This window comes from Bradyrhizobium sp. USDA 10063 (assembly GCF_054063735.1).
In genome coordinates, this window is record NZ_JBSSGP010000002.1 from 3038168 (window position 1) to 3065128 (window position 26961).

The 26961-nt window shown below is 64.2% G+C and carries 24 protein-coding genes; 6 read left to right on the top strand and 18 right to left on the bottom strand.

Going from position 1 to position 26961, the window contains the following annotated elements; genetic code table 11:
* The first annotated feature begins 344 nt into the window (after nt 1-344).
* The gene (locus ACVJGD_RS16795) at nt 345-1520 is read left to right on the top strand and encodes a transporter substrate-binding domain-containing protein (RefSeq protein ID WP_456635383.1); all 1176 of its coding nucleotides are present in this window, start codon (nt 345-347) and stop codon (nt 1518-1520) included.
* Nucleotides 1517-2104 carry an ANTAR domain-containing response regulator gene (locus tag ACVJGD_RS16800; protein ID WP_456635384.1) on the top strand — a complete coding sequence of 196 codons (588 nt, stop codon included), beginning with the start codon at nt 1517-1519 and terminating at the stop codon, nt 2102-2104. Before ACVJGD_RS16795 ends, ACVJGD_RS16800 begins: the two co-directional genes overlap by 4 nt.
* Nucleotides 2105-2149: 45 nt before the next feature.
* Here the strand turns inward: ACVJGD_RS16800 and tcuB are convergent, their stop codons facing one another.
* Together tcuB and tcuA are read right to left on the bottom strand one after the other, a co-directional pair.
* Nucleotides 2150-3256: a tricarballylate utilization 4Fe-4S protein TcuB gene (gene tcuB / locus ACVJGD_RS16805; protein ID WP_456635385.1), complete on the bottom strand. Its 1107-nt coding sequence runs from the start codon at nt 3254-3256 to the stop codon at nt 2150-2152.
* Between the two features lie 187 nt (nt 3257-3443).
* Nucleotides 3444-4835: an FAD-dependent tricarballylate dehydrogenase TcuA gene (gene tcuA / locus ACVJGD_RS16810; RefSeq protein WP_456635386.1), complete on the bottom strand. Its 1392-nt coding sequence runs from the start codon at nt 4833-4835 to the stop codon at nt 3444-3446.
* Between the two features lie 141 nt (nt 4836-4976).
* Here tcuA and ACVJGD_RS16815 point away from each other — a divergent pair, with 141 nt between their 5' ends.
* Entirely contained in the window at nt 4977-5657 is a 681-nt protein-coding gene (locus ACVJGD_RS16815; protein ID WP_456635387.1) for a GntR family transcriptional regulator, read from the top strand.
* 10 nt (nt 5658-5667) lie between these two features.
* On the opposite strand, the gene ACVJGD_RS16820 is transcribed toward ACVJGD_RS16815, so the two are convergent.
* The 5 genes from ACVJGD_RS16820 to ACVJGD_RS16840 all read right to left on the bottom strand — a co-directional run bounded on the left by ACVJGD_RS16820 (nt 5668) and on the right by ACVJGD_RS16840 (nt 10142).
* Complete coding sequence (locus ACVJGD_RS16820; RefSeq protein ID WP_456635388.1) at nt 5668-6423, bottom strand: IclR family transcriptional regulator; 756 nt, start codon at nt 6421-6423, stop codon at nt 5668-5670.
* 260 nt (nt 6424-6683) lie between these two features.
* A complete protein-coding gene (locus ACVJGD_RS16825; protein ID WP_456635389.1) occupies nt 6684-7568 on the bottom strand; it encodes an NAD(P)-dependent oxidoreductase in 885 nt (294 codons plus the stop codon).
* A gap of 63 nt (nt 7569-7631) precedes the next feature.
* Nucleotides 7632-8828, bottom strand: a complete 1197-nt coding sequence (locus ACVJGD_RS16830; protein WP_456635390.1) for an ABC transporter substrate-binding protein — start codon at nt 8826-8828, stop codon at nt 7632-7634.
* A gap of 22 nt (nt 8829-8850) precedes the next feature.
* Nucleotides 8851-9708 (bottom strand): alpha/beta fold hydrolase, encoded by an 858-nt coding sequence (locus ACVJGD_RS16835; RefSeq protein WP_456635391.1) that lies wholly within the window; start codon nt 9706-9708, stop codon nt 8851-8853.
* On the bottom strand, nt 9705-10142 hold the full coding sequence (locus ACVJGD_RS16840; RefSeq protein WP_456635392.1) for a hypothetical protein: 438 nt from the start codon (nt 10140-10142) through the stop codon (nt 9705-9707). The genes ACVJGD_RS16835 and ACVJGD_RS16840 overlap by 4 nt, the downstream gene beginning before the upstream one ends.
* Before the next feature lie 781 nt (nt 10143-10923).
* Here ACVJGD_RS16840 and ACVJGD_RS16845 point away from each other — a divergent pair.
* Nucleotides 10924-11589, top strand: coding sequence for a VOC family protein (locus tag ACVJGD_RS16845; RefSeq protein WP_456635393.1), 666 nt, complete (start codon nt 10924-10926; stop codon nt 11587-11589).
* Between the two features lie 87 nt (nt 11590-11676).
* On the opposite strand, the gene ACVJGD_RS16850 is transcribed toward ACVJGD_RS16845, so the two are convergent.
* Together ACVJGD_RS16850 and ACVJGD_RS16855 are read right to left on the bottom strand one after the other, a co-directional pair.
* Entirely contained in the window at nt 11677-13026 is a 1350-nt protein-coding gene (locus ACVJGD_RS16850; RefSeq protein WP_456635394.1) for an MFS transporter, read from the bottom strand.
* A gap of 87 nt (nt 13027-13113) precedes the next feature.
* On the bottom strand, nt 13114-13986 hold the full coding sequence (locus tag ACVJGD_RS16855) for a phytanoyl-CoA dioxygenase family protein (protein WP_456635395.1): 873 nt from the start codon (nt 13984-13986) through the stop codon (nt 13114-13116).
* Nucleotides 13987-14117: 131 nt separating this feature from the next.
* Between ACVJGD_RS16855 and ACVJGD_RS16860 the strand changes: the two genes are divergently transcribed.
* Nucleotides 14118-15116, top strand: a complete 999-nt coding sequence (locus tag ACVJGD_RS16860) for a LacI family DNA-binding transcriptional regulator (RefSeq protein WP_456635396.1) — start codon at nt 14118-14120, stop codon at nt 15114-15116.
* 217 nt (nt 15117-15333) lie between these two features.
* On the opposite strand, the gene ACVJGD_RS16865 is transcribed toward ACVJGD_RS16860, so the two are convergent.
* Together ACVJGD_RS16865 and ACVJGD_RS16870 are read right to left on the bottom strand one after the other, a co-directional pair.
* A complete protein-coding gene (locus tag ACVJGD_RS16865; RefSeq protein ID WP_456635397.1) occupies nt 15334-16566 on the bottom strand; it encodes a dienelactone hydrolase family protein in 1233 nt (410 codons plus the stop codon).
* A gap of 66 nt (nt 16567-16632) precedes the next feature.
* Nucleotides 16633-17571, bottom strand: coding sequence for a LysR substrate-binding domain-containing protein (locus tag ACVJGD_RS16870; RefSeq protein WP_456635398.1), 939 nt, complete (start codon nt 17569-17571; stop codon nt 16633-16635).
* A gap of 103 nt (nt 17572-17674) precedes the next feature.
* On the opposite strand from ACVJGD_RS16870, the gene katG reads away from it, so the two are divergent.
* Nucleotides 17675-19858 (top strand): catalase/peroxidase HPI, encoded by a 2184-nt coding sequence (gene katG / locus ACVJGD_RS16875; RefSeq protein ID WP_456640275.1) that lies wholly within the window; start codon nt 17675-17677, stop codon nt 19856-19858.
* Between the two features lie 108 nt (nt 19859-19966).
* Here the strand turns inward: katG and ACVJGD_RS16880 are convergent, their stop codons facing one another.
* From ACVJGD_RS16880 to ACVJGD_RS16910, 7 genes are read right to left on the bottom strand one after another with little or no spacing between them, the layout of a single operon-like run.
* A complete protein-coding gene (locus tag ACVJGD_RS16880) occupies nt 19967-20962 on the bottom strand; it encodes an amidohydrolase family protein (RefSeq protein WP_456635399.1) in 996 nt (331 codons plus the stop codon).
* A complete protein-coding gene (locus ACVJGD_RS16885; RefSeq protein WP_456635400.1) occupies nt 20959-22161 on the bottom strand; it encodes an amino acid ABC transporter substrate-binding protein in 1203 nt (400 codons plus the stop codon). Before ACVJGD_RS16885 ends, ACVJGD_RS16880 begins: the two co-directional genes overlap by 4 nt.
* A 29-nt stretch (nt 22162-22190) precedes the next feature.
* Complete coding sequence (locus tag ACVJGD_RS16890) at nt 22191-23585, bottom strand: dihydroorotase (protein ID WP_456635401.1); 1395 nt, start codon at nt 23583-23585, stop codon at nt 22191-22193.
* Between the two features lie 18 nt (nt 23586-23603).
* The gene (locus ACVJGD_RS16895) at nt 23604-24320 is read right to left on the bottom strand and encodes an ABC transporter ATP-binding protein (RefSeq protein ID WP_456635402.1); all 717 of its coding nucleotides are present in this window, start codon (nt 24318-24320) and stop codon (nt 23604-23606) included.
* Complete coding sequence (locus ACVJGD_RS16900; RefSeq protein ID WP_456635403.1) at nt 24317-25069, bottom strand: ABC transporter ATP-binding protein; 753 nt, start codon at nt 25067-25069, stop codon at nt 24317-24319. The genes ACVJGD_RS16895 and ACVJGD_RS16900 overlap by 4 nt, the downstream gene beginning before the upstream one ends.
* Entirely contained in the window at nt 25056-26045 is a 990-nt protein-coding gene (locus ACVJGD_RS16905) for a branched-chain amino acid ABC transporter permease (RefSeq protein WP_456635404.1), read from the bottom strand. Before ACVJGD_RS16905 ends, ACVJGD_RS16900 begins: the two co-directional genes overlap by 14 nt.
* Nucleotides 26042-26914, bottom strand: coding sequence for a branched-chain amino acid ABC transporter permease (locus tag ACVJGD_RS16910; RefSeq protein ID WP_456635405.1), 873 nt, complete (start codon nt 26912-26914; stop codon nt 26042-26044). The genes ACVJGD_RS16905 and ACVJGD_RS16910 overlap by 4 nt, the downstream gene beginning before the upstream one ends.
* Nucleotides 26915-26961: the final 47 nt, after the last annotated feature.

Sequence of the window (26961 nt, forward strand, 5' to 3'; positions counted from 1 at the left end):
GCACGTTTCGCCAGCTTCTTGTGCGGCAAAAGAAAAAAGCCACCCGCCCCTCCCGAGTGAGGTGACGAATGGCCCAAATGCCGCTGCTATGGTCTATCGCATGGGCTCAAGATCGAACGAAGCAGTCGCTGCAGGGATCAGGACGTCATCGGCCTGACCGAAGCAAATAAGGTTCGACAGTAAGCCCAGTAGTCAAAAATTCTAGGTTCGTGCCCAGCGCATTGTCAACGAGGGAGGTTGCACAAATTTCACAATCGTCATGCGCAGCAAATCGGCAAGACCTCTTGCAGGGGCATCGGCGATGATGATTTCCTTAAAGAACTCCGCCCTCTCGAAAGTCATCAATGACAAAGCCGTCGGTTCCAGTTGGCATCATATGTTCGCAGTCCGGGCCCTATCAGGCCATGGGACGCGAGATACTCAAGAGCGCCTTGATGGCGGTCGACGAGATCAACAATCACCCTGACTTTGATTTCTCGCTCACCGCGCATGTCCGCGATCCCCGCGGAGTCATCTCGGAATACCACATGGTTTGCGATGATCTCATTCGCAACGCCGGGGTCGAGCATATCATCGGCTGCTACACATCGGCCTCGCGCAAGCAGGTGCTGCCGATCGTCGAGCGCACCGATCGCCTGCTCTGGTACCCCGCCCGCTACGAAGGGTTCGAATGTTCCGACAACGTCATCTATGTCGGTGCATCGCCCAACCATAATGTCCTGCCGCTCGTGCGCTACGTGCTCGACAACGTATCACGGCACATCTTCTGCGTCGGATCCAACTATGTCTGGACATGGGAGACCAATCGCGTCACCCGCGAGCTGGTGACGGCGGCGCAAGGAAGCATTCTTGCCGAACGGCTGCTCGAACTGGGCGAAAGCGCAGTCGGGCACATCGTGGACGAAATCGTCCGCCGCAAGCCGCCGGTCGTCTTCAATACGCTCGTCGGCAGTTCGAGCTACGATTTCATCCGCGCCTTTCATGCCGCCACCACGGCTGCCGGTCTCGACATCCCGATGCTGAGCTGCAGTCTCTGCGAACCGGAGCTCAAGATCGTCGGACCCGCATCGGCCGGATGCATCACATCGTCAGCCTATTTCGAGAGCATCCGCCTGCCCGAGAACCTCGCTTTCGTGCAGCGCTGGAAGGCTCGTCACGGCGAAGCCAGCAGTCCCTCGGTCGACGGACAATCCGCCTATGTCGCGGTGTATCTGCTGGCGCGTGCGCTGCAGCGGGCCGGGACGTCCAACATTGGTGAGGTGCGGCGCGCGGCCGCCGGCTATCGCTACAATTCGCCGCAGGGACCGGTGTGGATCGATGGTGGCAATAACCATTGCGTCCTTACGCCTCGTCTCGCCGTCTCCAACGCGCAAGGACAGTTCGACATTTTCTGGGAGTCCGATGCGCCCGTTAAACCGGATCCCTACCTGACGCAGCTCGACGTCGCCGCCGGCCCCATACGTGAGAAGTCAAGGGACGGATCGTCGCCGAGTGCGCTCCATTTGCGGGTTGTGAAATGAGCAAGCCGTCTTCATTTTCCCTCCGCGGCCGCAAGGCCCTCGTCGCCATCAAGGACGAACGTGACCTGTCGATCGTCAGGCGCCAGTTCGAGCGTCTGGGAATCGACGTGTTCACATGGGAGCAAGGAAGCGCGCTCGCGTGTCAGCCGGATGTGACGCTGATCGACGACGAATTCCTGCCGCTCACCTCGCCGACGCAGCGGGCCTTGCTTGGACGATGTCCCGTCGTCGCCCTGCTAGGCACTGAAACTCCAAGCCGGTTGAAGCTGGTGCTCGAGCTCGATCCGGCATCGTTCCTGGTCAAGCCGCTGCGCTCTGCGGGCATCTACGCCGCGCTCGTGATGGCGTTCGAGCGGACCGAGCGCACCAATGAGCTGAAGCAGCAGGTCCTCAAGCTGGAGGAGCGCCTTCGCTCGCGCCGCGTCGTACTGGCTGCGGTCCTTCAGGTGATGCATACCCACTCCGTCGCCGAACCAGCCGCGTTTGCACTGATCCGGCGAGCCGCCATGGAGCAGCGCAAGACCATCGAGCAGATGTCGGCCGAGATCGCGGCCAAAGGGAGCCTACCCCGCGCGACCGGATAGATTCATCATGACCTAGCCTTGCGCCGGTCATCGGTACATTTCCGCCTAACCAAGGCCGTCGCGCCGCTCCTGTGCGTAACGCAGCAGCGCGGCGAAGCGGTAGATGCCGTGGACGAACTTGCCATAGGGCATGGTGATGAACAACGCGAACACGGCGCCGAGGTGCAGCGCGAGCAGCGGTCCCATCGCCGGCGTCGCACGCAACAGCAGCAGCGCCATTCCGGTGATGCCCGTCAGGAACAGCATGGCGATGAAGCCGACATCCATGCCATAGCTGTTCTCATCGAGCAGCGCAGGATCGCGCCGTGCTTTAGCGAGCAGCAGCCCGATCGGCCCGACGATCAGACCGATGCCACCGAGCGAGCCGAGCACGACCGGCAGGTCCCACCACGCATAGGGCGCCTCGCGTCCGAGAAGGTAGTGATAGAGCGTGGCAACCGATGTCGCAGCAAAGCACAAGAGGAAGCCGTAGAAGGTCAGATGATGATAGAGCTTGCGCCGGTCGGTCGGCCGATCGTCCTCATTGTAGCAGCCGACCCCGCCGCCATGGAGATAGCGTAGCTCGCCGGCATCGCGGATCGCCTGGAAGATCGAGCCGCCATCGGCGCGCGCACCGATCGGCTCGCCGATATCGCGCCAGAATGCGCGCACGCTCATGACGAGAGCCAGGATGGCATAGAGGAAGGCCGCGCCGAACAGCGCCACCATCGCGTTGTGAGGCATCAGTCGGTAGAAGGCGCCGGGGCCGGTGTGGACACCAAACAGCAGCTTGGGATCGTTGAAGGCGGCAAAGCCGAGGATGAAAGCGGTCATGCTGAACGCGGCAACCAGGCTGATGACGAGCCCGTTGCGTTCGAACACGCCGGACAGCGCGCGCGGCCAGGCATAGGCGGCATACGATTCGGCGCGCGCCACCGCCAGCGTCTTCGGCACATTGACGTTGAATTCATGCGGCGGCGAGAACTGGCAGTCGACATAGCAGGCACCGCAGGCGTGGCAGAGATTGGCGAGATAGTTGAGGTCGCCGTCGGAGAACGAGCGGCGCATCTCCATCGCTGGGAACACCGCGCACAGCCCCTCGCAGTAACGACATGAATTGCAGACCGTCATCAGACGATCGGCTTCCTGTAAGATTCTGGAGCGTGACGTCATCGGTTGAATCGGCCTATCCGCGAGTTCACTTCACCTCTCCCGCTTGCGGGGGAGGTCGGCGCGTAGGCGCCGGGTGGGGGCTCTCTCCCCACGGATAGTCCCATCGCGGAGACACCCCCACCCCGGCCCTCCCCCGCAAGCGGGAGAGGGAGGCGGCGCGTTCGCGGATGCAGAGCCGATCATCAATTTAGTTCCGTGCATTCTTTGCCGCTTCCCGTCCTGCGATCCGGCCGAACACGCTGCCGATGGTCATGCCGATGCCGGCGGCATAGCCGCGTCCCAGCACATTGCCGGCCATGATCTCGCCGGCGGCGAACATGTTGGCGGAAGGTCTGCCGTCCGTCATCAGCATCCGCGCCTGCTTGTTCACACGCGTGCCGAGATAGGTGAAGGTGATGCCGGGCCGCACCGGATAGGCAAGATAGGGCGGCGTCTCGATCCGGCGCGCCCAATGTGTCTTCGGCGGCACGATGCCTTCGGTGCGGCAATCATCGAGGATGGTGTGATCGAAGGTGCCGGGCCGCACCGCGGCGTTGAACTCGATGATGGTCTTTTCCAGCGCCGCCGGATCAAGCTCGAGCTTGCCGGCAAGCTCGGCGATGGTGTTGCCGGCGATCGGCGGGAACAGCGTCGGCATGAAGCTGGTCACGACGGTTGAATCGAAAACGATGTAGGCGATCTGGTCGGGCTGCGCGGCGACGAGACGCCCCCAGATCGCATAACGCTTCGGCCAGATGTCCTCGCCCTCGTCGTAGAAGCGCTGGGCATGCTTGTTGACGACGATGCCGAACACGACGGAGTCATGGCGCGTGATGATGCCGCCGTCGAATTTCGGCGCGCGGGCGTCGATCGCCACCGCGTGGCACTGGGTTGGATCGCCGACCTCCTGCACGCCTTTGGCCAGCAGCATCTTCAGGATCGAGCCGCGATTATAGGGCGTGCCGCGGATCAGGAAGTTGTCGGCGGCCTCGCCCCAATATTCCTTCAGCCACTCGATATTCGCTTCGAAGCCGCCGGCAGCCGCAACCAGCGTCGCGGCGCGGACCTCGGTCGTGCCGTCGATCGGCCGCTTCAGCTCGGCCGAAAGAAACATGCCGTCTTCGATCCTGAGATCGACGACCTCGGCATCGTAGCGGATGTCGACGCCGAGCCGTTCCGCCGTGAGATAGAGCGCGTTCAGCATCGCGCGTCCGCCGCCGAGGAAGAAGGAATTGGTGCGGCCGAGACTGAGCGTGCCGCCGAGCGAGGGCTGCCAGCGCACGCCCTGTTCCACGATCCAGTTCAGGATGTCCTTGGACTCGTGGATCATGAACCTGGCAAGTTCCTCGTCGGTCTGGCCGCCGGTCACGAGCAACAGGTCTTTCCAGAACTCCTCCTCGGTGTAGGGACCGGTCAGGATCTCGGTCGCCGCGTCATGGGCGCAGCGCATGTTGCGGGTGTGGCGGGTATTGCCGCCGCGGTAGAACTTTGGTGCCCCCTCCAGCACCAGCACGGAGGCGCCGGCACGCCGCGCGCTGATCGCCGCGCACAGCGCCGCATTGCCGCCACCGATCACCAGCACGTCGTATTTGCTGCTCATTCCTTCTGCCCAACCGCGAAACGCCATTTTCGGCGTTTTCCGGACTGCCTGCACCATTGTCCTTTTTGTATACAAAGATATACATAGGCGTCGCAAGCGCCGTCTTTGCATGGGATTGATGCGCCTGCGACCGGAGGCAGGATGGCAAAGCGGCCGAACAAGGCGATCGGATCGATTTCGCGCGGCTCCGGCGTTCAGCTCGGGGAAGCCGTGTTCCGCTCATTGTGCGAGGCGCTGAAGGCGGGAGCCTATCGGGCCGGAGACCGGCTGCGGGAGGAAGAGGTCGCCCAGCGGCTGAAGGTCAGCCGCACCCCGGTGCGCGAGGCGTTGGGTCGGCTTGCCGCGCGTGGTTTCGTGACGCCGGCGGGCGGCCGCGGGCTGATCGTCCGCAGCCTCGACATCAGTGAGGTGCTCGAGCTCTACACCATGCGCGAGATCCTGGAGGGCGCGGCCGCCCGGCTTGCCGCCGAACATGCGTCACGACCGGAAATCGATGCGCTCACGGATATCGAGCAGGCGTTTGCCGAACACCCCGACGATCCAGCCGAGATGGCAGAGCTCAACCGCACCTTCCATGAAGCGATCTGCCGCGCGGCGCGCAATCGCTATCTCGATAATGCCTCCAGCGAGCTGCAGGACTGGATCGCGCTGCTCGGCCCCACCACGTTCTCCGTGGCCGGCCGCCCCGCGACCAGCCGCAAAGAACATCGAGCTATCATTGGCGCAATCGCCGCTCGCGACGGCGACAAGGCGGAGAAGCTGGCGCGCGCGCATATCAGGGAAGCGCTGCGCTGCCGCCTGAAACTTCTGCAGAAGCAATAGCGCCCGCGCGCTATCTCCTTGCTCGTCGCGGCGGGCGCGCTGCCGCTTCGAGCGGCGGGGCGACGCGATCGAGAAGCTCAGTCGGTCCGCCGAGCGAGCGCGTCAGCCGAGCCGCCGCTTGCGACAGCAGCAACGACATCGTCTTGATGCTGTCCTTGGTGAAGCGCGGCTTGGGGCCGGAAAGCGACAGCGCTCCGACCAGCTTCCCGTTCGGCCCGAACACGGGACAGGCGATGCCGGCGCAATCCGGGTCGCGCTCGCCGAACGAAACCGCGATGGCGCCCTTCCTGATACGATCGTAGGCCTCGCCGCTCTCGCCATCGAACGCCAGGATGACTCGTCCCGCGGCGCCGCGATCGAGCGGCAGCAGCATGCCGGCCTCGACGCGGTCGAGCGTCGAGTGCTGGGAATCGATGCGAAACACACACAGGCGGCGCTTGCCGTCATGCCGGACATGGAACGACGGACTTTCCGTGCCCGCGGCCACCAGTTGCCTCAGGACCGGCATCACATGGTCATGCAGATTGTTGGCGCGCTGATAGATCGCGCCCAATCGGAACGGCGTCGGCCCAAGATGGTAGCGTCCGTCGGGAAGCTGTACGAGATAGCCGAACTCCTGCAGGGAGGTCATCAGCCGCAGCAGCGTGCTCTTGTACATCCCGGTATGCCGGGAGAGCTCGGCCAAGCTCATCGGCTCGGGCTTTTCCTCGAACGCCCCCAGGATGGTGAGCGCACGGTCGACAGCGGCGACGCCGGGCGAACGCATGGTGTCTCCTATGGCGTGATGCGATTTCGCTGAATCGCGCTGCGGGTTCGGTCCACCTCTCCCGCTTGCGGGGGAGGTCGGCGCACCCGGATCGGCGCTTCGCGCCGTCCAAGTACAGGCTCCGCGCCGGGTGGGGGCTCTCTCCTCACGGTCGAAGAGTGTGAATCGCGGAGAAAACCCTCACCCCAGCCCTCTCCCGCAAGCGGGAGAGGGAGCGCAGCATCCGTGGCAGATGCAGTTCGACCTGATCTCATCATGCTCTAGCTGGAGAAGCCGGCGGGATCGATCAGTTTGGCGATGACCGGAAAGTACGCATCGCCCATCCCCTTGTCGATCGTCTCCTCAAAAATGCTGCGCATGAGCGCCGCGCCCCGCAGGTTCAGGCCGGCCTGCCCTCCCAGCTCCAGCGCGTAGGTCAGGTCCTTCAGCGCATATTCGGTCGAGAACGCCCGCAGCGGAAATTCCTTCGCAACAATCGCCTTCATGCCGTGGTTGCGGAGCGCAAAACTGTCCGCCGACCCCTTGGACAGGGTTTCCAGCAGCAGTTTCGGTTCGACGCCGCTGTGGCTCGCAACGGCAACAGCTTCCGCCAATGCGTTGACCGTCTCGAACAACACCATGTTGTTCAGGATCTTCGTCACCTGGCCGGCGCCGGTGCCGCCGCAAAGCGTGACGTCAGTGGCGAAATGCCGGATCAGCGGCTCGACCCTGGCAAACGCGTCGGCCGTCGCGCCAACCATCACGCTGAGCGTGCCATCCTGCGCCGCCTGGCGGGTGCGTGCGATCGGCGCGTCGATCCAGAGCGCGCCCTTTTCCGCCAGCCGCCGCGCAAAGTCGCGGGTCATGCCGACCTCGGAGGTACCGAGGTCGATCACGATCTGACCACTTCGGATCGACTGCGCGATGCCGCCCTCAAAGACCGATGACACATGCTTCGCGCTCGGCAGGCAGATGAAGATGACTTCGCTGCCGCTGATGACATCGGCAACCGACCCGGCGGCCGCGGCGCCATCGGCGACGATCCGCGCCAGCGGCTCCGCCGAAAGGTCAAAGGCCAGCACCTTCCGCCCGCTCTTGCGCACCAGATTGCGGCAGATCGGCTCGCCCATGACGCCAAGACCGATGAATCCGATTGTCCCTGTCATCCAGGCATTCTCCTCACACTTTGGGGGCGGCGACCGATGCGAGCGCCGCCCATCTCGATGGCTTCACTTGACCAGCGGACAGCCGCCTTCGCTCATGGGCCGGAACACCTCTTCGCCGGGCCTGGAGCTGACGATCCTGTAATAGTCGTATTTGTACTTTGATTCTTCCGGCTTCTTCACCTGCACGAGATACATCGTGTGCAGCACGCGTCCATCAGCGCGGACCGCGACATCCTTGTTGTACATGTCGTTGACCTTCATCTCGTGCATCTTGGCGGCAACGGCGGTCGCATCCGTGGTGCCGGCCGCCTTCACCGCGGCGAGATAATGGTGGACGCCGCTATAGACGCCTGCCTGAACCATGCTCGCGACCTTGCCGTCCATCAACGCCGCATAGCGCTTCGACCAGGCGCGGGTCTCATTATTGAGGTCCCAGTAGAAGGAGGTCGTCACCTGCAGGCCTTGCGTCGCCTTCAGCCCGAGCGAGTTGACGTCGGTAATAAAGACAAGAAGACCGGCCAGCTTCTGCCCACCCTCGACGATGCCGAACTCGCCGGCCTGCTTGATCGCGGTCTGGACGTCCGCGCCCGAGGTCGCAAGCCCGACGACGTCAGCCTTTGAGCCTTGCGCCTGCAGCAGGAACGAGGCGAAGTCCGCGGTGCCGAGCGGGTGCGCGGCCGAACCGATCACCTTGCCGCCGGCGGCCTCGATGAACTTCGTCGCGTCGCGCTGCAATGCATGGCCGAACGCATAATCGGCCGTGACGAAGTACCAGGTTTTGCCGCCGGCGCGCGTGATCGCATCGCTGGTCAGCTTCGACAGCGCATAGGTGTCGTAGTTGAAGTGAAAGCTGACCGGCGAGCAGGACTTTCCGGTGAAGTCGGACGAGCCGGGGCCGCTGATGACGAAGATCTTGTTCTTCTGCCGCGCGATTTCGAGGATGGCAAAGCCCGCGGAGGATGCGGCGCCATCGGCGATCATGTCGACACCTTCATTGTCGAACCATTTGCGCGCGGTGGCAGAGGCGATGTCCGGCTTGTTCTGGTGATCGGCGGTGATGATCTCGATCTTCTTGCCGAGAATTTCGTTGCCGAAATCCTCCGCCGCGAGCTTCGCCGCGGCCACCGAGCCACGGCCGCCATTGTCGGCGAACACACCGGATTGGTCGTTGAGCACGCCGATCCGAATGACATTATCGGCCGCCGAAGCGATACTCACCTGCGCGGCCAGCACGGCCGCGAATATCAAACGCAACTTCATCAATAAGCCTCCCCTACCTAAATCAAGTATTCTGTCCGTTCAGGATGTCTTGCAGCACCGGAGCGATATAGGCGCGGAACTGCGCCGGATTCTCGCTCATCGGAAAATGGCCAAGCCGCTCCATGATCGTGGCCTTGGCGCCGGGAATGCTCGCGGCCGTGCGTAGCGTGTCCTCCGGCGTGCAGGAAAAATCGTACTCGCCGGTCAGGAGATAGAGCGGGCACTGGTCCACATCGATCTGCCCGACGCGGCCGCGCAGATCGCCGTCGACCCGGTAGAAATAAAGATCGCCCTTGAAGATGCCGGGGCCGCCCTGCTTGTAGCCCCAAAGGGTCTCGTCGCGCGCCACCACTGGGCCGTTCGGCGCGATCAGACCGGAGACCAGCGCGGCGCAGACTTCGCCGCCATGGACATCGGGCCGGTTCAGCCAGGCCGTGTCGTACCAGGGCTGCTGGAAGTCGGCAGCCTCGAGGCCGATCAGCGCACGAAACTCGCTGGCGTGCGATATCGCGAGATTGAGGACGATACGTCCCCCGATCGAGCAGCCCATCACCACAGGCCGATCGAGCTTGAGCGCGTTGCAAAAGGCGCGGATGGTGGCCGTGTAGGTCACCGTCGTCAGCCTGTACTCGTTGCCATACTGGCTGTCCGGCGGGTTCGACTTGCCGTGCCAGGGCATGTCGAACGCGATGATGCGGAACTGCTTGGTGAACTCTTCGTCGACGAGCAAATGGCGCCACTGCCGCGCATCGGAGCCTGCGGTGTGCAGGCAGACCAGCGGAATGCCGCTGCCGTTCTCCTCGAAATAGATGCGGTTGATCTCGCCATCGATCTCGACATGGACGTAGCGGCCAACAATCGGCTCGACAAAGCCATTCATGACGCGCTCCCGATACCATTGCGACGCGGCAGCGCCAGCAGATCCTTGAAGTACTGCAAGTGCGACATGAAGGGATGCAGATCGCCTTCCAACGTCGCTTCCCCGCGCTTGGTGAGCGCGAGCAGATCGTGCCAGCCGGGCGGCGGCATCGCCTGCCAATAGGCGCGATATGCGGCCGGCGTCGCCCGGTAGGCGAAGCGCCAGGACCGCATCAGCACCGGCGCGGGGGTCATATCGAGGATGCGCCCGCCGCGGATGGTCACATGAAAAGGCTGCACCGTCAGTCCGAGCAGACACTCCACGTCAAGCAGCCGGCCGCGGCTGATCAGCTTCTCGTCGCGCGACAGCAATTCTGGAATGGTCTGGAACGCTTCGACCACCTGATGGTCGAGCGCGGCAGATGGCCGGTCGGTCGATGCCGCATCAGGGTTCACGCTGTTTTCCTCCGAATCTGTTCTGCACAGCAGAACGATGTTCTATTTTGCTGACACCCTTTACACTCTCTTCCCGGCCGAACTCAAGGGGGATTGGTGGTATCTCATGATTGGTGGTCGAGTGAGCCCGATAGCTACTTCTCCGCGCAAGACAGCGCGGGCGTCACCGCCGCACGGCGCGGCCGGTCTGATCTGAGATAAGCAACGTGCCGAGGAAATTATTGGTGCTGAGCAGCCGATCCCATCACGCCTGGCCGCAGGATGATGGCCGCGGGATGCTGCCGGAAGCGCTTAGACCGCGTCTGGCGTTAAACAGATTTCGATCAATGCTGCCGGAACGCTCAATGGACGTGGAGAGCGGCCGTCCTGGACGGTAAACTCACCGCTGACGCTGCGGCGTTTCGTCGTCTCGTGACGAGCTGGTCTCATCGGCCGCAGGGAATATGGAGTCGTAGATCGCGCGCGCTTCCCGGATCAGCCGAGCGCGCTCGAGCTCAGACTTTGGAACAAATCGAACGACTTCACCCATACGCGGCTCCAAGCCAGACGGGGCAAATCCCCGCTTAGATGACGGATATCATTTCAAATAAATGGTGGAGCCTGTCTGGATCCGCATCCCTTCTGTCCCGATACGGGCATAAAAAGATCGTGAAAGCGCGTGGGAGTGGGAACCGAAAGTCCGTGACCACGTCACGCCGCATCGCTTGCGGCAATCGATATAAGATGAGCAGAGCACGCACCGCGTGCTCGCCGATCAATTATCAACATCAGGGAGAGAACCATGACGGGCGCAATCGAGAGCTCGAAAGCGCGGGTCGACATGAAACTGGAGATCGTCGTCATCCCCGTTTCGGATGTCGATCGCGCGAAGCAGTTCTACACGAAGCTCGGATGGAGGCTCGATGCCGACTTCGCCGCCGATGACTGGCGCGTGATCCAGTTCACGCCACCCGGCTCGCCGTCCTCGGTCATCTTCGGCAAGAACGTCACCGCGGCGATGCCCGGCTCGGCGCGAGGCTTGTACCTGATCGTCTCCGACATCGAAGCCGCCCGCAACGATCTGCTCAGTCGCGGCGTCGAGGTCAGCGAATCGTTCCACGGCGGCGGCGATGTACACGATGGCGTGGACGAACCCTTTTTGTTTGGCCGGCTGCGGGTCAGCGGTCCCGATCCCGAGCGTCGTAGCTACCAGTCGTACGCCTCGTTCAGCGACCCCGATGGGAACGGCTGGCTGCTCCAGGAGATCACCGCGCGATTGCCGGGACGCGTGGACACGGACGGCACGACATTCATCTCACCGTCCGAACTCGCGAGCGCACTCCGGCGCGCGGAGGCCGCGCACGGCGAGCACGAGAAGCGGAACGGCGGTCTGCGCGATGAAAACTGGCCGGACTGGTACGCCGAGTACATCGTCAATGAACAGGCCGGCAAACCGCTGCCGTCGTAGCAACGGCGTTGCCGGAGGCGGCGCGTCGGCCAATCGCCGCTCCATGAACCGGAGCGGCGACTGGACGCGGAGTGGCTGCGCTGCCCCTCAGGCCCGCTGCGGCATCGCCACGGGCAAGTCGTGCTGCACGACGGGTTCGTCGGCGGCGATATCCTCCCGATAGGTCTCGGGTCCGACCCAGACCGCGATCACCGTACATAGCGACAGGAACATCGCGTAGCAGGCGACCGGCCACCAACTGCCGTAGGCGGCGACCAGCGCCGTTGCGACGAACGGCGCCGGACCGCCGGCGAGCAGCGAGCCGAGTTCGCGCGCAAACGCGAATCCGGCAAAGCGCCGCTGCGGCGGGAACAGCTCGGCGAAATACGCGGCTTGCGGTCCGAACATCGCGGCCGTCACCACGGCCCTCGCCAGGATGAAGGCCACCGCGATCCAGATCCATTCCTTGGTGCCGACCATCCAGAAGAACGGAAAAGCCAGCGCCACGCCGGCGAGCGCGCCGAACAGATAGACCGGCCGCCGTCCGATGCGATCCGACAGCGCCGCAAAGCCGAGGATCGCGAACAGTTCGATCGTGAATGCGAGCATCAGCGCGCTCAGCGCCTCCGATTTCGGTACGCCTACTGTAGTGATGACGTAGCTGAGCCCGAACACGGGGAAGAAATAGCCGAGCCCGTTCTCGGCCATCCGCGCTCCCAGCACGACCAGGAAGTTGCGCGGGTGCTGGCGCAGCGCCTCCATGGCCGGGTTGCGCTCGACCTTCCCGCGCGCGACGACGGCCTCGGTATAGACAGGCGTTTCCGTCACGCGCAGGCGCACGAAGATGCCGACCAGGATCAACAGGAAGCTCGCCAGGAACGGCAGGCGCCAGCCCCAGCTCAGCATCGCCTCACGCGGCAGCATGGTCACAAGCGCGAAGGCGCCGGCGGCAAGCAGATTGCCGACCGACACGCCGAGCGGCGCGAAGCCGCCCCAAAAGCCGCGATGCCTGCGTGGTGCGTTCTCCACGAGATAGATCACCGCGCCGCCATATTCGGCGCCGGCTCCGAGGCCCTGCACCACGCGCATGGCGACGAGCAGCAACGGCGCCCAGATCCCGATCTGCGCGTAGGTCGGCAGCAGGCCGATCGCGGTGGTGCCGACGCCGATCATCAGCAGCGTGGCGACCAGCACCGGCTTGCGGCCATAGCGATCGCCCATGATGCCAAAAATGATGCCGCCCAAGGGGCGCACCACGAAGCCGACGCCGAAGGTCAGGAACGCCAGCAGCGTTCCGACGACGGGATCGCTTTTGGGGAAGAACAGCTCGCCGAACACCAGCGCCGCCGCGGTGCCATAGAGGAAGAAGTCATACCATTCGAGCGCGGAGCCGACGCTCGCAGCAAGGATCACACGTAAACGCGATTGGCCGGCGCCGCCGGCCTTGAGCTCGGTCATTGGTTTCCATCCCTGTTGGTTTGTTTATTGATCGTCGCAAGCGCAAAGCCCGCGGGTGTTGCTCCCCGCGGGCTTCGTCGGAATTCGTCAGGCGGCGCGCGTGAAGTAGCTCTTCTTCGACGCGGACTGCGTTTCGTAGATCGAGCCTTGGCGCCTGGGCGGCGGCAGCGGCATGCGCACGGGAACGCTGGTCATGCGCGGCGCGATCACCGAGCCGCCGGCGAGCAGACGGCTGTCGAACTCGGCAAAATCCTTCACGCCCGCTAGCGGCCAGGCGTCGCTTGCCGCGACTTCATAGAGCAGCAGGTTGCGCGGGCGGTTCGACGTGTTGGTCGCCGAGCCGTGCAGCGCGCGCACGTGATGGAACGACATGCTGCCGGCCTTGCCGATGCAGGGCACCGCACGCTTGATCTCGTCCTGGATCAGGTCCGGATCGATCAGGCCGGCGAAGCAGCCGTCCTCGCCATGATGATTCCACATGGTGTCGCCGACATGCGACCCTGGTGTCACCAGCATCGGGCCGTTTTCCAGATCGCAGTCGTCGAGCAGCACGCCGATCGCGAGGATGTCGTCATTGGTGTGCGGATAGAACGCCCAGTCCTGGTGCCACTCGACCGGTGATCCGTACTGCGCGGACTTCATGTTGAGCTTGGAGCCATGCAGGCGCAGACCCGGTCCGATCAACTTGGTGAGGATGGAAATGACGGGCTCGCTACGCACGATCTGGTCGAAGATCGGATGCACCTTGTGCGGTGCCTTGATGCGGCGGACCCGCGGATTGTCCGGGGTGTGACCGGGCTCGAGGTCATAGACATCAGTGTGCTCGGAGACATTAGCCGCGCCGGCAACCAGTTCAGCCAGCACCGCGCGAACTCGCGCCAGGGTATCCTTGTCGAGCACCTCGGGGACGACGATCACCCCGTCGCGCCGGTAGGCCTGGACCACTTCGTCTGAGATCATGCAGCGGTTCCTCCGTTGTTATGCTAGCGCTATCACGTCACATGTTAGCGCTATCATATGCAATGCTAGCGCTATCACTATGGATGTGCAATCCGGAATCGTGCAGATTCATCGTCGCCATGAGTTCCGAATTGACCGAGACCGAAACCAGTTCCAACGAGGTCGCCCCGACGCTGTCGGCGGTGGCCAAACGCGCCGGCGTCTCATCGATCACCGTGAGCCGGGTGGTCCGGCTGCCGGATCTGGTCGCGCCGGAGACCCGCGCCAGGGTCGAGAAGGCGATGCGGGAACTCGGCTATGTGCCCAATCTGGTCGCCGGCGCGCTCGCGAGCGCGAAGACCAATTCGGTCGGCGTCCTGGTGCCGACAATCGCGAACTCGATCTTTGCCGACACCGTGCAGGGCCTCTCCGACAAGCTCGAGCCGCTCGGCTATTCCGTGATCCTGGCGCAGTCGCGCTACGACGCGGCGCGCGAGGACCGCATGCTCGCGGCGCTGCTGTCGCGGCGGCCGGAAGCGATCATCATGGTCGGCTCGCCCGCGACCGAGGACGGCAGGCGCCTGCTGCGTCACGCGCGCATTCCGATCGTCGAGACCTGGGAGCTGCCGATCGATCCGATCGATGCCGTCGCCGGCTTCGATAATTACGAGGCCGGCGTCGCGGTCGCGCGCCACTTCACCGCGCAGGGCCGTCAGCATCTCGCGTTCATCGGCGGCGATGACCCGCGCGGCACGCGGCGATGGCTCGGCTTCCAGGATCACGCGCTGGCGTGCGGGTTGCAGCCGCCGCGGCGGCTGATCCTCGAACGCAACGCGTCCGGCAGCGTCGCCGCGCATGCGAATTTGCCCGGCGTCGATGCCGTGTTCGCCGCCAACGACGCCCATGCCATCGGCTTCATGGCCGGCCTGCGCAAGGCGGGACTGCTGCGCGACGGCCCCGCCTCGGCGCAGCCGGTCGCCGTTGTCGGCCTCGGCGATCTCGAGATGGGACGGCTGATCTCGCCGAGCCTGAGCACCATCAGCGTCCATGGCGATGCGATCGGCCGCACCGCAGCGACGCTGACGCTCGAGCGCGGCGGCGAACGCCGGATCGATCTCGGCTTCGAATTGGTGCTGCGCGACAGCGGCTAGCGCGAGACGAGATCAGGCTGAATGTTCACCTCTCCCGCTTGCGGGAGAGGTCGGCGCGTAGCGCCGGGTGAGGGCTCTCTCCACTCGGGGAGTACCAGTGCGGAGGCACCCCCACCCCAGCCCTCCCCCGCAAGCGGGAGAGGGAGCGCAGCTTCACCGGGGCTACCTTTCAACCTGATCGGCGATTGCGCTAGCGCGAGGCGGTCGCCCCTTCTGATTATTTCGGAGCGCTCTCGGCCCAGCGCGCCATCAACGTGTTCGACGGCAAGGACTCCTCGACCAGCTTTTTCGCAGTCTCGACGCCCGCTACCGGCAGCTTCGCAGGATCGAGCAAACCGATCTGCACCAGCACCGAGGCCTGATCCCAATAGATATGCTCATTGTAGAGCTTGTCGCCGCGGAAGCGGACGATGGCGACCAGCGGGATCTCGACATATTTCCCTGTCGGCGGAATGCCTGGAAGCATCCAGTCGATCTCGATGTCGTGGGTGAAGCAGAACAGCATCTCGTCCACGACGCGGTCGGCGCCGATGGTGCGCGAGATCGGGACCAGTTTGGTGTCCTGCGGCGTCTTCGGGATGAAGTGGTTCTTGTAGAAGCGGAGCAGGTTGCGATAGCCGACGCCGCCAGTCATGGTCGGGATGTGGTTGACATAGGGCTCGGCGACCATCGTGGTCATGGTCTCTTCGGCCGAGCGCGTCACGAATTCGAGCTCGGTATGCTTGTCCCACAATGCGGAGAGATCGTACCGCGGACCCAGCACCTTCCGGAACAGCGCGATCGAACGCGTGTGCGCCATCAGCGTCGCGGGCTTGTTGAAGCTCGTCCGCTCCGGCGCCGCAAACGCGTGATCGCAGCCGGGATAGAGATAGAATTCGACGTCGGGACGTCCAGCAAACGCGGCCCTGATCTGTTCGCGCGCGTCCGCCGGCGCAAAGCGGTCGAGCTCGGCAAAATGAAAGACCAGCGGCCCCTTGATGTTGCCAGCCTCGCCAAGAGCGGCCTCGATGCCGACGCCGTAGTAGCTGACAGCACAATCGACATCGGTGCGCGCGGCGACGAGAAAAGCGAGCTTGCCGCCGAGGCAGAAGCCGAGCGCGCCGACCTTGCCCTTGCATTCGGGACGCGCGCGCAGGACCTTCAGCGCATCTGCCGCATCCCTGACCGACTGGTCGACATCGAAGCGCTGATAGTAGCCCATCGCCTTGCCGAAATCCGCCTCGCTGTAGCCGAGCTCGACGCCCGGCTCCATGCGCCAGAACAGATCCGGCGCGAGCACGACGTAGCCTTCCTCAGCGTAGTAGTCCGCCACCGCGCGCATCGAGGCGTTGACGCCGAAGATCTCCTGCAGGAGCAGGATGCCGGGACCGGAGCCCGAGGCGGGAACGGAGAGATATCCCTTGAAGCTGCCGCCATCCTTAGCAGCGATGTCGATCCACTGTCCGGCCATGTGTCGATCTCCTCTCATCTCTCTTCTTGTTTAAGCATGATCTTTTCGGAATCATGCTCGAGGCGCTCAGGCCCGGCGATGGCGCGATGACGATTTTGGAGCGCGCTGCTCGCGTAGCGCATCGGCTGAGAGACAAACCACTTCGGAAATCTGCATAAGCTGCCTGGCCAGCGGACTGGTCTTGCGCCAGACCATGCCGATGGTTCGCGAGGGTTGCGGGTCCTTGAAGCGGGCGACGGACACCGATGCCGAACGCGTCTCCACCCCCACGGCCATTTCGGGGATCAGCGTGACGCCGATGCCGGCGCCGACCATCTGAACGAGCGTGGACAGCGAGCTTGCTTCCAGCACCTCCCGCGGCGGCGCCGATTGCATGTTGCAGAACGACAGCGCCTGATCGCGAAAACAATGTCCCTCCTCCAGCAGGAGAAGTCTCATTTCGCGCAGCGCTTCGCTGCTCGGGACCGGCGTTCCCTCGTCCTCGCCCGGCCGCACCAGCAGGAAATTTTCCGTGAACAGCGCGACCTCGGTCAGCGAGGGCTCGGACACCGGCAGGGCGACGATGGCCGTATCGAGCCGGCCTTCCCCAAGCTCCTTGATCAGCTTCGGCGTCACCGTCTCTCGGACATGAATGTCGAGTTCGGGATGGATTTGCGTGAGATTGCTGATCACCTTGGGCAGCAGATAAGGAGCAATCGTCGGGATCATGCCGATGCGGAGCCGTCCGACGAGCTGGTCGCGCGAGGCGCGCGCGAAATCCCCGAGCTCATCGACCGAGCGCAGGATTTCGCGGACCCGCTGGGCGAGTTCTTCGCCGAACTTCGTCAGCACGACCTGGCGTGCGCTGCGCTCGAGCAGTACGCCGCCAAGCGCTTCTTCCAGCTCCTTGATCTGCATCGACAGGGCCGGCTGCGTGATGGCGCATGCCTCCGCTGCACGACCGAAATGGCCGTGACGCGCCAGCGCGTCAAAATAGCGAAGCTGTCGGAGGGTAAACTGAATCATCAGAATATCTTATCGTAACAATCAAGAAAGTCAATTTCACCTGATGATATCCGTTGTTTAGATTGGTTCCAGACCCCCACCAGAAACTGCCCAGGAGGCGATGATGGATGACACGACCAAGTGCCCGTTCTCGGGTGCGACCCGCGTAAATCAGAACAAAGACTGGTGGCCGAACCAGCTCGACCTTTCGGTTCTCCATCAGCATTCGAGCCTGTCCAATCCGATGGGCGAGGCGTTCGACTACGCCAAGGAATTCAAGAGCCTCGATCTGAATGCCGTGATCAAGGACCTCCGTGCCCTGATGACGGACTCGCAGGATTGGTGGCCCGCCGACTTCGGCCATTACGGACCGCTGTTCATCCGCATGGCGTGGCACAGCGCAGGCACCTACCGCATCCATGACGGCCGCGGTGGCGCCGGAGCCGGCCAGCAGCGTTTCGCCCCGCTGAATAGCTGGCCGGACAACGTGAACCTCGACAAGGCCCGCCGCCTGCTGTGGCCGATCAAGCAGAAATACGGCAGCAAGATCTCCTGGGCCGATCTGATGATCCTGACCGGCAACGTCGCGCTGGAGTCGATGGGCTTCAAGACCTTCGGTTTCGGCGGCGGCCGCGTGGACACCTGGGAGCCGGAAACGGACATCTATTGGGGTCCGGAAGGCAAGTGGCTGGCGGACGAGCGCTATAGCGGCGACCGCGACCTTCAGAATCCGCTCGCCGCCGTGCAGATGGGTCTGATCTACGTCAATCCGGAAGGCCCGAACGGCAATCCCGACCCGCTCGCGGCGGCTCGCGATATCCGAGAGACCTTCCATCGCATGGCGATGAACGACGAGGAAACCGTTGCGCTGATTGCCGGCGGTCACACCTTCGGCAAGACCCATGGCGCCGGCGATGCAACGCTGGTCGGTCCGGAGCCGGAAGCCGCCGACATCGAGCAGCAGGGCCTGGGCTGGGCCAGCAAGTATGGCTCGGGCAAGGGCGGTGACGCGATCGGCAGCGGGCTGGAAGTGATCTGGACCACCACGCCGACCAAGTGGAGCAGCAACTTCTTCTGGAACCTGTTCGGCTACGAATGGGAGCTGACCAAGAGCCCGGCCGGCGCGCACCAGTGGACGCCAAAGAACGGCGGAGGCGCCAACACGGTACCGGATGCGCACGACGCGTCGAAGCGTCACGCGCCGTCGATGCTGACCACCGACCTCGCGTTGCGCGTCGACCCCGACTACGAAAAGATCTCGCGGCGCTTCTACGAGAATCCGGATCAGTTCGCCGACGCGTTCGCCCGCGCCTGGTTCAAGCTGACTCACCGCGACATGGGCCCGATCGTGCGTTACCTCGGCCCGCTGGTCCCGAAGGAAGAGCTGATCTGGCAGGATCACATTCCCGCGGTTAACCACGAGCTGGTCAGCGAGCAGGATATCGCGGCGCTGAAGGCGAAGATCCTGGCGTCCGGCCTGTCGGTTTCCGATCTGGTCTCGACGGCCTGGGCCTCGGCCTCGACGTTCCGCGGCTCCGACAAGCGCGGTGGCGCGAACGGCGCGCGCATCCGCCTTGCCCCGCAGAAGGACTGGGAGGTCAACGAGCCGGCCCAGCTCACGAAGGTTCTGCAGAAGCTGGAAGGGATCCAGAAGGAGTTCAACGCTTCGCAGTCCGGCGACAAGAAGGTCTCGCTCGCCGACCTGATCGTTCTCGGCGGCAGCGCCGCGATCGAGAAGGCCGCGAAGGACGCCGGCCTCGACGTGAAGGTGCCCTTCACGCCGGGCCGCATGGATGCTTCGCAGGAACAGACCGACATCGCGTCGTTCGAGGCGCTCGAGCCGACCGCCGACGGCTTCCGCAACTATCAGCACGGCAAGCAGCGCATCTCGCCTGAGGAACTGCTGGTCGACAAGGCGCAGTTGCTGACGCTGACCGCGCCGGAGATGACGGTCCTCGTCGGCGGCCTGCGCGTCCTCGGCGCCAATACCGGCAAGTCCGCGCACGGCGTCCTCACCAAGCAGCCGGGCAAGCTGACGAACGACTTCTTCGTCAACCTGCTCGACATGGGCACGCAGTGGCAGGCGTCCGACAGCACCGGACTGGTGTTCGAAGGCCGCGACCGCAAGACCGGCGACGTCAAGTGGACCGGCACCCGCGCCGACCTGATCTTCGGTTCGCACTCGCAGCTCCGCGCGCTGGCGGAAGTCTATGCGAGCTCGGACGCGAAGCAGAAGTTCGTGAAGGACTTCGTCGCGGCCTGGACCAAGGTGATGAACCTCGATCGCTTCGATATCGTGGCCGCTTGAAGCCCTGAAGGCTCTCGCAAGCCATAGACAAAAATCAGGGCGGCGTTTCAAAGCAAATGAAACGCCGCCCTGAACACGTCAGGCCCTCCCACGCGATACCCGTCTCCGTCACACCGTGCCCGGTCTGCCCCCGCCCAGAATCTGTGACGCATTGCCGTGAAGGATCGCGGCCGCCGTGGCCTCGGGAAGCTGCGCGATGGCGGGCAGCGCCTTGGCGCCGACGGGATCGCCGATCTCGAACGGGAAGTCCGAGCCGAACACGATCTGGCTGGGACCAACCAAATCGACCAGATAGCGCAACGGCGCAGCATGGGCGACGACCGTGTCGTAGAAGATCTGCTTCAGATATGAGCTCGGCGGCCGCGAGATGTTCTTGCGGCAATCGGGATTGGCCTCATAGCGCGGCGCCTCATAGGCGAGATCGAGCCGGCCGGCGAGCATCGGCAGCGTTCCGCCGCCATGCGCCAGGACGAGCCTCAAGCCCGGATGGCGCTCGAACACGCCGGCGAAGATCAGGCGCGCCACGCACAACGCCGTCTCCGACGGCCAGCCGACCAGTTGCAGCATGGTGTACTGGCCGAACGCCGGGCGCTCGACGCCGGTGGTCGGATGCATGAACACGATCACGCCGCGCCGGGCGCATTCCGCAAACAGCGGCTCGAAGGCCGGATCGTCGAGCGGACGGCCCGCCGCCGAGGTCGGCAGCGCCACGCCGGTCAGCCCGTCCTCGTCAAGCGCGCGGCTGATCTCGGCAACGGCATGCTCCGGCTCGGTCAATGCCGGCACGGCGAGACCGCCATGGCGCTGGCCTGCCTCCTTTACGAAATCCGCGGTCTGCCGGTTCAGCCGGCGCGCGAATGCGCGATCTGCGCCCCAGCTCGCATGACTGACGATGCGCGGCGGCGGCGATACGAGTTGCAGGGAGATGCCGCGCGCGGCGACGCTCTGTGCCGCGCCTTCGACGTCAAACAGCAGCGGATCGAGCGGGCCATAGCCGCCGAACCCGAAGCCGTCTCCCCTCGCCTCGATCCCGAATGCCTTCTCGCGCGCGAGTTCCGAGAGGAACGCGCGCGTGAGCGCATGGGCGTGGACGTCGATGATCATTCGAATAGCTTGCGCGGATAGCGCACTGGCTTGGCCGCGATCTCGGCCGGATAGACCGGAACGGCGGCGCCACCCTGAACCTGAGAGATCACCGCGGATGCCTTCTTGTCGACGCCGGTCTGATCGAACTGGACATGGCCGAAGAAAGTCTCGACATCGAGCTGCAGCATGGCGTCGCGCACCTTCACCGGGTCGAGCGATGCGGCCTTCTCGATCGCGAGCTGCAGCGCGAGCGCGCCCGCGGTGCCCGATGCCGTGATGTAGTTCGGCTTGGAGCCGCCGAACTCCTTCTCATATCCGGCGACATAAGCAGCAGCATCCGCCACGAGCGGCCCCTTGTACTTGACTGCGGGATCCCAGATCTGCACGCCGATGAGGTCTTCCGAGGCCGGCCCGAGCGCGCTCAGAACGTCGGGAATGCCGACGGCGAAAGCAAAGCCGATGATCTTCGGGTTCACCTTCAACGACTGCAGCGCCTTCACGAGCTGGATCGAATCCTGCACGTAGCCGGTCAGGATCAGCGCCTCCGGATTGGCGTCCTTCAGCGCGGTGGCGACCGACGACAGATCGACCGAACCCTTCGGATATTTGCTGTTGTAGACGATCTTGAAGCCCAGCGCCTCGGCCTTCTTCTGCGCGGCGCCCGCGAACACGTTGGGGAACAGGTCGTCAGGCCCGGCGATCGCGACCGTCGCCGGCGGCGTCGGCAGCTTCTTGATCATGTCCAGCATCGGATCGAGCGTGGTCGAGGCGAGCGGCGCCGGACAGAAGATGAACTTGTAGCCGCGCTGATAGAGACTGTCGGCGGTGGCCATCGGCGTCATGGTGATGACCTTGTACTTCTCGCTGATCGCCGCCGTTGCGGTGGCGATGCCGGAGGAATACGGCCCAAGGATGAAGCTGACATTGTCTTCCGTGATCAGCTTCTCGGTCAGGCGCGCCGAGCTCTGCGGCTTGCTCTCGTCGTCGTAGTAGATGACCTGGACCTTGACCTTCTTGCCGGCGACATTGATGCCGCCCGCCCCGTTGACGAGCTTCTCCCAATAGGCATAGCCGTTCTTGAGGAGATTGCCCTCGCGCGAGAAATTGCCGGTCAGGCTCACGGCCGCGCCGATCTTGACGACCTCCTGCGCCTGAGCGCCGCCGATCAGCAACAAACCGCTGGCAAGCGCGCCAGCCAGAAACGCAGATCTACTCATCCTCATCGCCTTCCCCCTTCAGTTTGCAGTTAGGTCGAACGGCCGGCGGTGCCGGGCGTGAACTGGCCGTAGCCGGGTGAGCCGACGACCTTGCCGTCGCGCATCACCACGGCGCCGCGCACGATGCCGTAGGTCGCCGCGCCCTTGGTGCGCATGCCGACCCAGCTCGTATGCGCCGACTTCGACAGCATGTCCTCGTGCCGGAATTCGCCTTCGCGGGTCATATCGATGATGGTGAAGTCGGCATCCGAGCCGACCTGGATCACGCCCTTCTTCGGATAGATTCCGAAGGTGCGGGCCGGCTTCTCCGCCGCCATGCGGGCGACCTGGTTGAGCGTCAGCTTTCCTTCGTTGACCGCGTTGATCATCAGCGGCACGAACTCCTGCGCCCCGGTCATGCCGAGCGGCACCGAGAACATGTCCTTCCAGCCCGGCTCGACGTCGTCGCGGGTATGCGGCGCGTGTTCCAGCACGATGAAATCGGCAACGCCGTTTTCGATCGCCTTCCAACCGTGCTCCGGCGCATAGCCCCAATTGTAGGTATAGGGCCCGACCTTCTCCATCTGCTCGCGGGTCATGAACAGCGTGCCGAGCTCGAGCTCCGCGGTGACGTCCTGGCCGAGCTCGAACTTGGCATGGCGGATCATCTCGTTGGCGCCTGATGGCATCACGCCGAGATGCAGCACATGCAGTCTCACGCCGGCGATGCGCGCGTAATAGAGCGACGTTGCAAGACCGGCGACCATGCCGTGGCCGTACATGTAGCCCTTGGAAAAGCTTTCCTGATAGGCCATCGCATCGGTGCGGCCCTTGTCGATGTAGTCGCGGAAGGTCAGCCGCTTGCACCATTCCGGGTCGTCGTGATGCACGGAGGCGACCAAGCCGACATCGCGGGTCGCCTCGTAGAGCTCGTACAGGATGCCGTGGTCGAGCACGCCGAGCTCGGAGATATAGGGATAGACTTCCTTGATGTGGCGGGTGTTGAAGATCTTGATGCCGATCGCGCCGGCCTTTGCCAGCGCCTCGACCGTGCGCGGATAGAGCCCGCCGCCATAGAGCGCGTAGTCGACATGCGCCTTCGGCGCGACCATCGCCTTCTTCTCCTCGAAATGCTCGAGGCTGGTCGGATGCGGCGTGTTGTTGGTCATGTCGATGCAGAACGTCACGCCGCCGGCCGCCGCCGCCGCCGATCCGGTCTGGAAATCTTCCTTGTAGGTGTGCCCCGGCTCGCGGAAATGGCAATGCACGTGCCAGATGCCGGGCAGCACGTCCTGTCCGCGCGCATCGATGCGCTTGGCGGCATCGGGGAACGGACCGCCGATCGCGGCGATCCTGCCGTCCTTCACCGCGATGTCGGCGCGGTAGGACGACGTCGGCGACCAGACGGTGCCGTTTTCGATGACGAGGTCGTAGGCTACGCTCACTAACTCCTCCAGCTTGATCTATTGCAGCCCGAGATAGGCCGCGCGGATGTCGTCGCGAAGCAGGAGCTCCGACGACGGGCCATCGATGATGATGCGGCCGGTGTCGAGCACGTAGCCGCGGGCGGCGATCTCCAGCGCAAGGCCGACATCCTGCTCGACCAGCAGGATGCTGATGCCACGGTCGCGATTGATGGCGCGGATCACGCCGGCGATGCGCTCGACGACAACGGGCGCGAGACCGAGCGACATCTCGTCGATCAGCAGCATCCGCGGCCGCGCCATCAGCGCGCGGCCGATCGCGCACATCTGCTGCTCGCCGCCGGACAGAAGGCCCGACAGCCGGTTCTGCAGTCTCGCCAGCTCCGGGAACAGCTCGAAGACGAAGTCGATGTCCTCTATCTTGTGAGAGCTGTCAGGAGCGGCACGCGAACCCAGCTCCAGGTTCTGCCGCACCGTCAGACCCTGAAACAGGCGGCGCCCCTCCGGAACCATCGCAAGCCCGAGCCGCGCGCGGTCATAGGGCGGGACAGTGACGATTGGCCGGCCGTCGAAATTGATCGAACCGGATCGCGGCGACACCAGCCCGGTCAAGGTTCGCAGCAGCGTCGTCTTCCCGGCACCGTTGGCGCCGACGAGCGCGACGATCTCGCCCTGCCGCAGTTCGAAGCCGACATCGACCAGGACCCGGCTGTCGCCATAGCTGACCGCGAGCTGCTCGACCGACAGCAGGCTCATGCCGCACTCCCGGCGCGCGTCTTCGCAAAACGGGTGCCGAGATAGGCCTCGATCACCGCAGGTTCGTTGACCACGTCATGCGGCATGCCTTCGGTCAGTTTGCGGCCGAAATTGAGCACCATGGCGCGGTGGCACAGCGCCAGCACCGCCTTCATGACGTGCTCGATCACGATCACCGTCATGCCCGCGGCATTGATCTCGCGCACGAGATCGATCATGCGCTCGATCTCGGTGAGGTTGAGCCCCGCCATGACTTCGTCGAGCAGCAGGAGCCGCGGCTTCATGGCGAGCGCGCGGGCGACTTCGAGCCGCTTGCGGTCGGACAGCGTCAGATGCGGCGGCATGAAATGCGCCTTCGCGATCAGGCCGACACGCTCCAGCGCCTCGTCGGCGGCATCGAGATATTCGCTGCGCTGGCGCAATCTGGCGTGGCCATACATGGCGCCGACGGTGACGTTCTCGCGCACAGTCATGTGGTTGAACGGCTGCACGATCTGGAACGTGCGGGCCACACCGAGGCGTGACAGCTCATACGACGGAACGTTGGTGACGTCCTCCCCGGCAAACGAAATCGACCCGCCGTCGAGCTTGTAGACCGAGGAGATCGCATTCAGCAGCGTGGTCTTGCCGGCGCCGTTGGGGCCGATGACGCCGAAGATCTGTCCGGCTTCGACGCCGAAGCTGACGCCGTCGAGCGCGAGCACGCCGCCGAACTTGATGGTGAGGTTGCGGCCTTCAAGCAGCGCCATCGCCCCTCCTCACCGATCGAACGAGCCGTGCAAAGGCATTGATGATGCCGTTGGGGGCGACGATGCAGACGATGACGATCAGGAGCCCCAGGATCAACTGATGCGCCTTCAGGAAGCCGCTCCAGACCAGGGTCGAGACGATCTCGAGCACGAAAGCGCCGATCACCGGCCCCAGGATGCTGCCCATGCCGCCGATGATCAGCATGATGTAGGCCTTCACGCCGACGGCCGGATCGAACGCGCTGGACGGCTCGATGAAGGTGATCCAGTAGGCCCAGACGCCGCCGGCGAATCCCGTCAGGCCCGCGCTGATCGCCCAGGCATAGACCTTCGCCTTCGTGGTATTGATGCCCATCACCGCGGCGGCACGTTCGCTGTCGCGGATCGCGCGCAGCGCAAAGCCGAGCGGACGCTTGAGCAGGATGGCGACGATGGCGGTCGACGCCACTGCGCCGGCCAGCATCAGATAGTAGAGCGCGATATAGAGCGGCTTCGGATCCCAATCGCTGAGCGGCAGCGCGAGGCCCTGCGCGCCGCCGGTGATGCCGCCGATCTGGATGATGATCTGCACCGCCGCCAGATTCAGCGCCACCGTCGCGATCGCGAAGTAGTGGCCCTTCAGCCGCAGGATCGGCCAGCCGAGGATGAGCGCGCAAACCGCCGACACCACGATTGCCAGCGCAATGCCGACCGCGAACGGCAGCCCCGCCACCATCGCGGTGCCGCACGCATAGGCGCCGATCCCGAAGAACACGCCGTTGCCGAAGGCATGATAGCCGGTGATGCCGACGATCACGTTGAGGCCCTGCGTCACGATCACGTACATGAGCACGGTGGTCAAGACGCGCAGCCAGTACGAGCTGATGCCGATCGGCGCCGCGCACAGCACAATGAGACCGATCGCGACCGCGGCCCACATCAGCGGCCGCACGGTGGACGCCTTGGCGCCCTGATCCAGCACCGCGGCCTCGCTCATGCGTGCTCTCCGAAGAAGGCACGGCCGAACAGGCCCTGCGGCCGCACCACGAGCACGCCGAGGAACATCGCGAACGCAACGATCTCCTGGAAACTGGTCCCGAGCCAATAGGCGGCCCAGGCCTGCACGAGGCCGTAGAGGAAGCCTGCAACGATGCAGCCTTCGACGCTGCCGATGCCGCCGAGAACGGTGATCACGAACACGGCGGCGAGAAAGCTGACGCCCATGGTCGGCGATACCGGAAACAGCATGCTCGACAGCGAGCCCGCGGCACCCGCCAGCGCCGCGCCGGCGCCCGCGGTGAGCGCAAACACCTTCTGCGGGTTGATGCCCATCAGGTTGGACATCTCGCGGTCCAGCGCCGTCGCGAGGATCGCCTGCCCGAGGCTGGCGCGGCGCAGGAAAATGAAGAAGGCAACGCCCAGCGCGAGCGAGAGGCCGGCGGCGAGCAGTCGCACCACCGGCACCAGCGTGCCAAACACCGCGACCGACGTGCTGGCGTAGGACGCGTTCACCGAGCGCACGTCGGAGGTGAAGATCAGCACGGTGGCATCGGTCAGGACGAGCTCGATGCCGAACGTCACGACCAGCGAAAGCAGCAGGCTGGTGCGGATGACGTGGTTGAGGATCAGCCTCTGGATGCCGTAGCCGAGCGCGAACATCGCCGCCATCGCGAGCGGCATCGACAGCAGCGGATCGACGCCATAGCGCTCGAACAGCACATAAGTGAGATAGGCGCCGAGCGTGATGAAGGCGGTATGCGCGAGATTGATGACTCCCATTACGCCCCACACCATGGAAAAGCCGACCGTTGCCAGGCCGTAGAGGCCTCCCAGCAAGATGCCGTTCACGGTGGCTTGTGCGAGCATCAAAAAACCTTGTCGACGAAGAGTTGCAAACGGTGCATACACAAAAT

What these genes read in the sequence shown, in the direction of transcription:
- ACVJGD_RS16815 (WP_456635387.1), top strand. Translation starts at nt 4,977, where the DNA reads ATGGCAAAGCGGCCGAACAAGGCGATCGGATCGATTTCGCGCGGCTCC.
- ACVJGD_RS16905 (WP_456635404.1), bottom strand. Translation starts at nt 26,045, where the DNA reads ATGAGCGAGGCCGCGGTGCTGGATCAGGGCGCCAAGGCGTCCACCGTG.
- ACVJGD_RS16820 (WP_456635388.1), bottom strand. Translation starts at nt 6,423, where the DNA reads ATGCGTTCGCCCGGCGTCGCCGCTGTCGACCGTGCGCTCACCATCCTG.
- ACVJGD_RS16795 (WP_456635383.1), top strand. Translation starts at nt 345, where the DNA reads ATGACAAAGCCGTCGGTTCCAGTTGGCATCATATGTTCGCAGTCCGGG.
- ACVJGD_RS16895 (WP_456635402.1), bottom strand. Translation starts at nt 24,320, where the DNA reads ATGAGCCTGCTGTCGGTCGAGCAGCTCGCGGTCAGCTATGGCGACAGC.
- tcuA (WP_456635386.1), bottom strand. Translation starts at nt 4,835, where the DNA reads ATGAGCAGCAAATACGACGTGCTGGTGATCGGTGGCGGCAATGCGGCG.
- ACVJGD_RS16865 (WP_456635397.1), bottom strand. Translation starts at nt 16,566, where the DNA reads ATGGCCGGACAGTGGATCGACATCGCTGCTAAGGATGGCGGCAGCTTC.
- ACVJGD_RS16855 (WP_456635395.1), bottom strand. Translation starts at nt 13,986, where the DNA reads ATGATCTCAGACGAAGTGGTCCAGGCCTACCGGCGCGACGGGGTGATC.
- ACVJGD_RS16910 (WP_456635405.1), bottom strand. Translation starts at nt 26,914, where the DNA reads ATGCTCGCACAAGCCACCGTGAACGGCATCTTGCTGGGAGGCCTCTAC.
- ACVJGD_RS16830 (WP_456635390.1), bottom strand. Translation starts at nt 8,828, where the DNA reads ATGAAGTTGCGTTTGATATTCGCGGCCGTGCTGGCCGCGCAGGTGAGT.
- ACVJGD_RS16825 (WP_456635389.1), bottom strand. Translation starts at nt 7,568, where the DNA reads ATGACAGGGACAATCGGATTCATCGGTCTTGGCGTCATGGGCGAGCCG.
- ACVJGD_RS16845 (WP_456635393.1), top strand. Translation starts at nt 10,924, where the DNA reads ATGACGGGCGCAATCGAGAGCTCGAAAGCGCGGGTCGACATGAAACTG.
- ACVJGD_RS16835 (WP_456635391.1), bottom strand. Translation starts at nt 9,708, where the DNA reads ATGAATGGCTTTGTCGAGCCGATTGTTGGCCGCTACGTCCATGTCGAG.
- tcuB (WP_456635385.1), bottom strand. Translation starts at nt 3,256, where the DNA reads ATGACGTCACGCTCCAGAATCTTACAGGAAGCCGATCGTCTGATGACG.
- ACVJGD_RS16880 (WP_456635399.1), bottom strand. Translation starts at nt 20,962, where the DNA reads ATGATCATCGACGTCCACGCCCATGCGCTCACGCGCGCGTTCCTCTCG.
- ACVJGD_RS16850 (WP_456635394.1), bottom strand. Translation starts at nt 13,026, where the DNA reads ATGACCGAGCTCAAGGCCGGCGGCGCCGGCCAATCGCGTTTACGTGTG.
- katG (WP_456640275.1), top strand. Translation starts at nt 17,675, where the DNA reads ATGGATGACACGACCAAGTGCCCGTTCTCGGGTGCGACCCGCGTAAAT.
- ACVJGD_RS16870 (WP_456635398.1), bottom strand. Translation starts at nt 17,571, where the DNA reads ATGATTCAGTTTACCCTCCGACAGCTTCGCTATTTTGACGCGCTGGCG.
- ACVJGD_RS16900 (WP_456635403.1), bottom strand. Translation starts at nt 25,069, where the DNA reads ATGGCGCTGCTTGAAGGCCGCAACCTCACCATCAAGTTCGGCGGCGTG.
- ACVJGD_RS16800 (WP_456635384.1), top strand. Translation starts at nt 1,517, where the DNA reads ATGAGCAAGCCGTCTTCATTTTCCCTCCGCGGCCGCAAGGCCCTCGTC.
- ACVJGD_RS16885 (WP_456635400.1), bottom strand. Translation starts at nt 22,161, where the DNA reads ATGAGTAGATCTGCGTTTCTGGCTGGCGCGCTTGCCAGCGGTTTGTTG.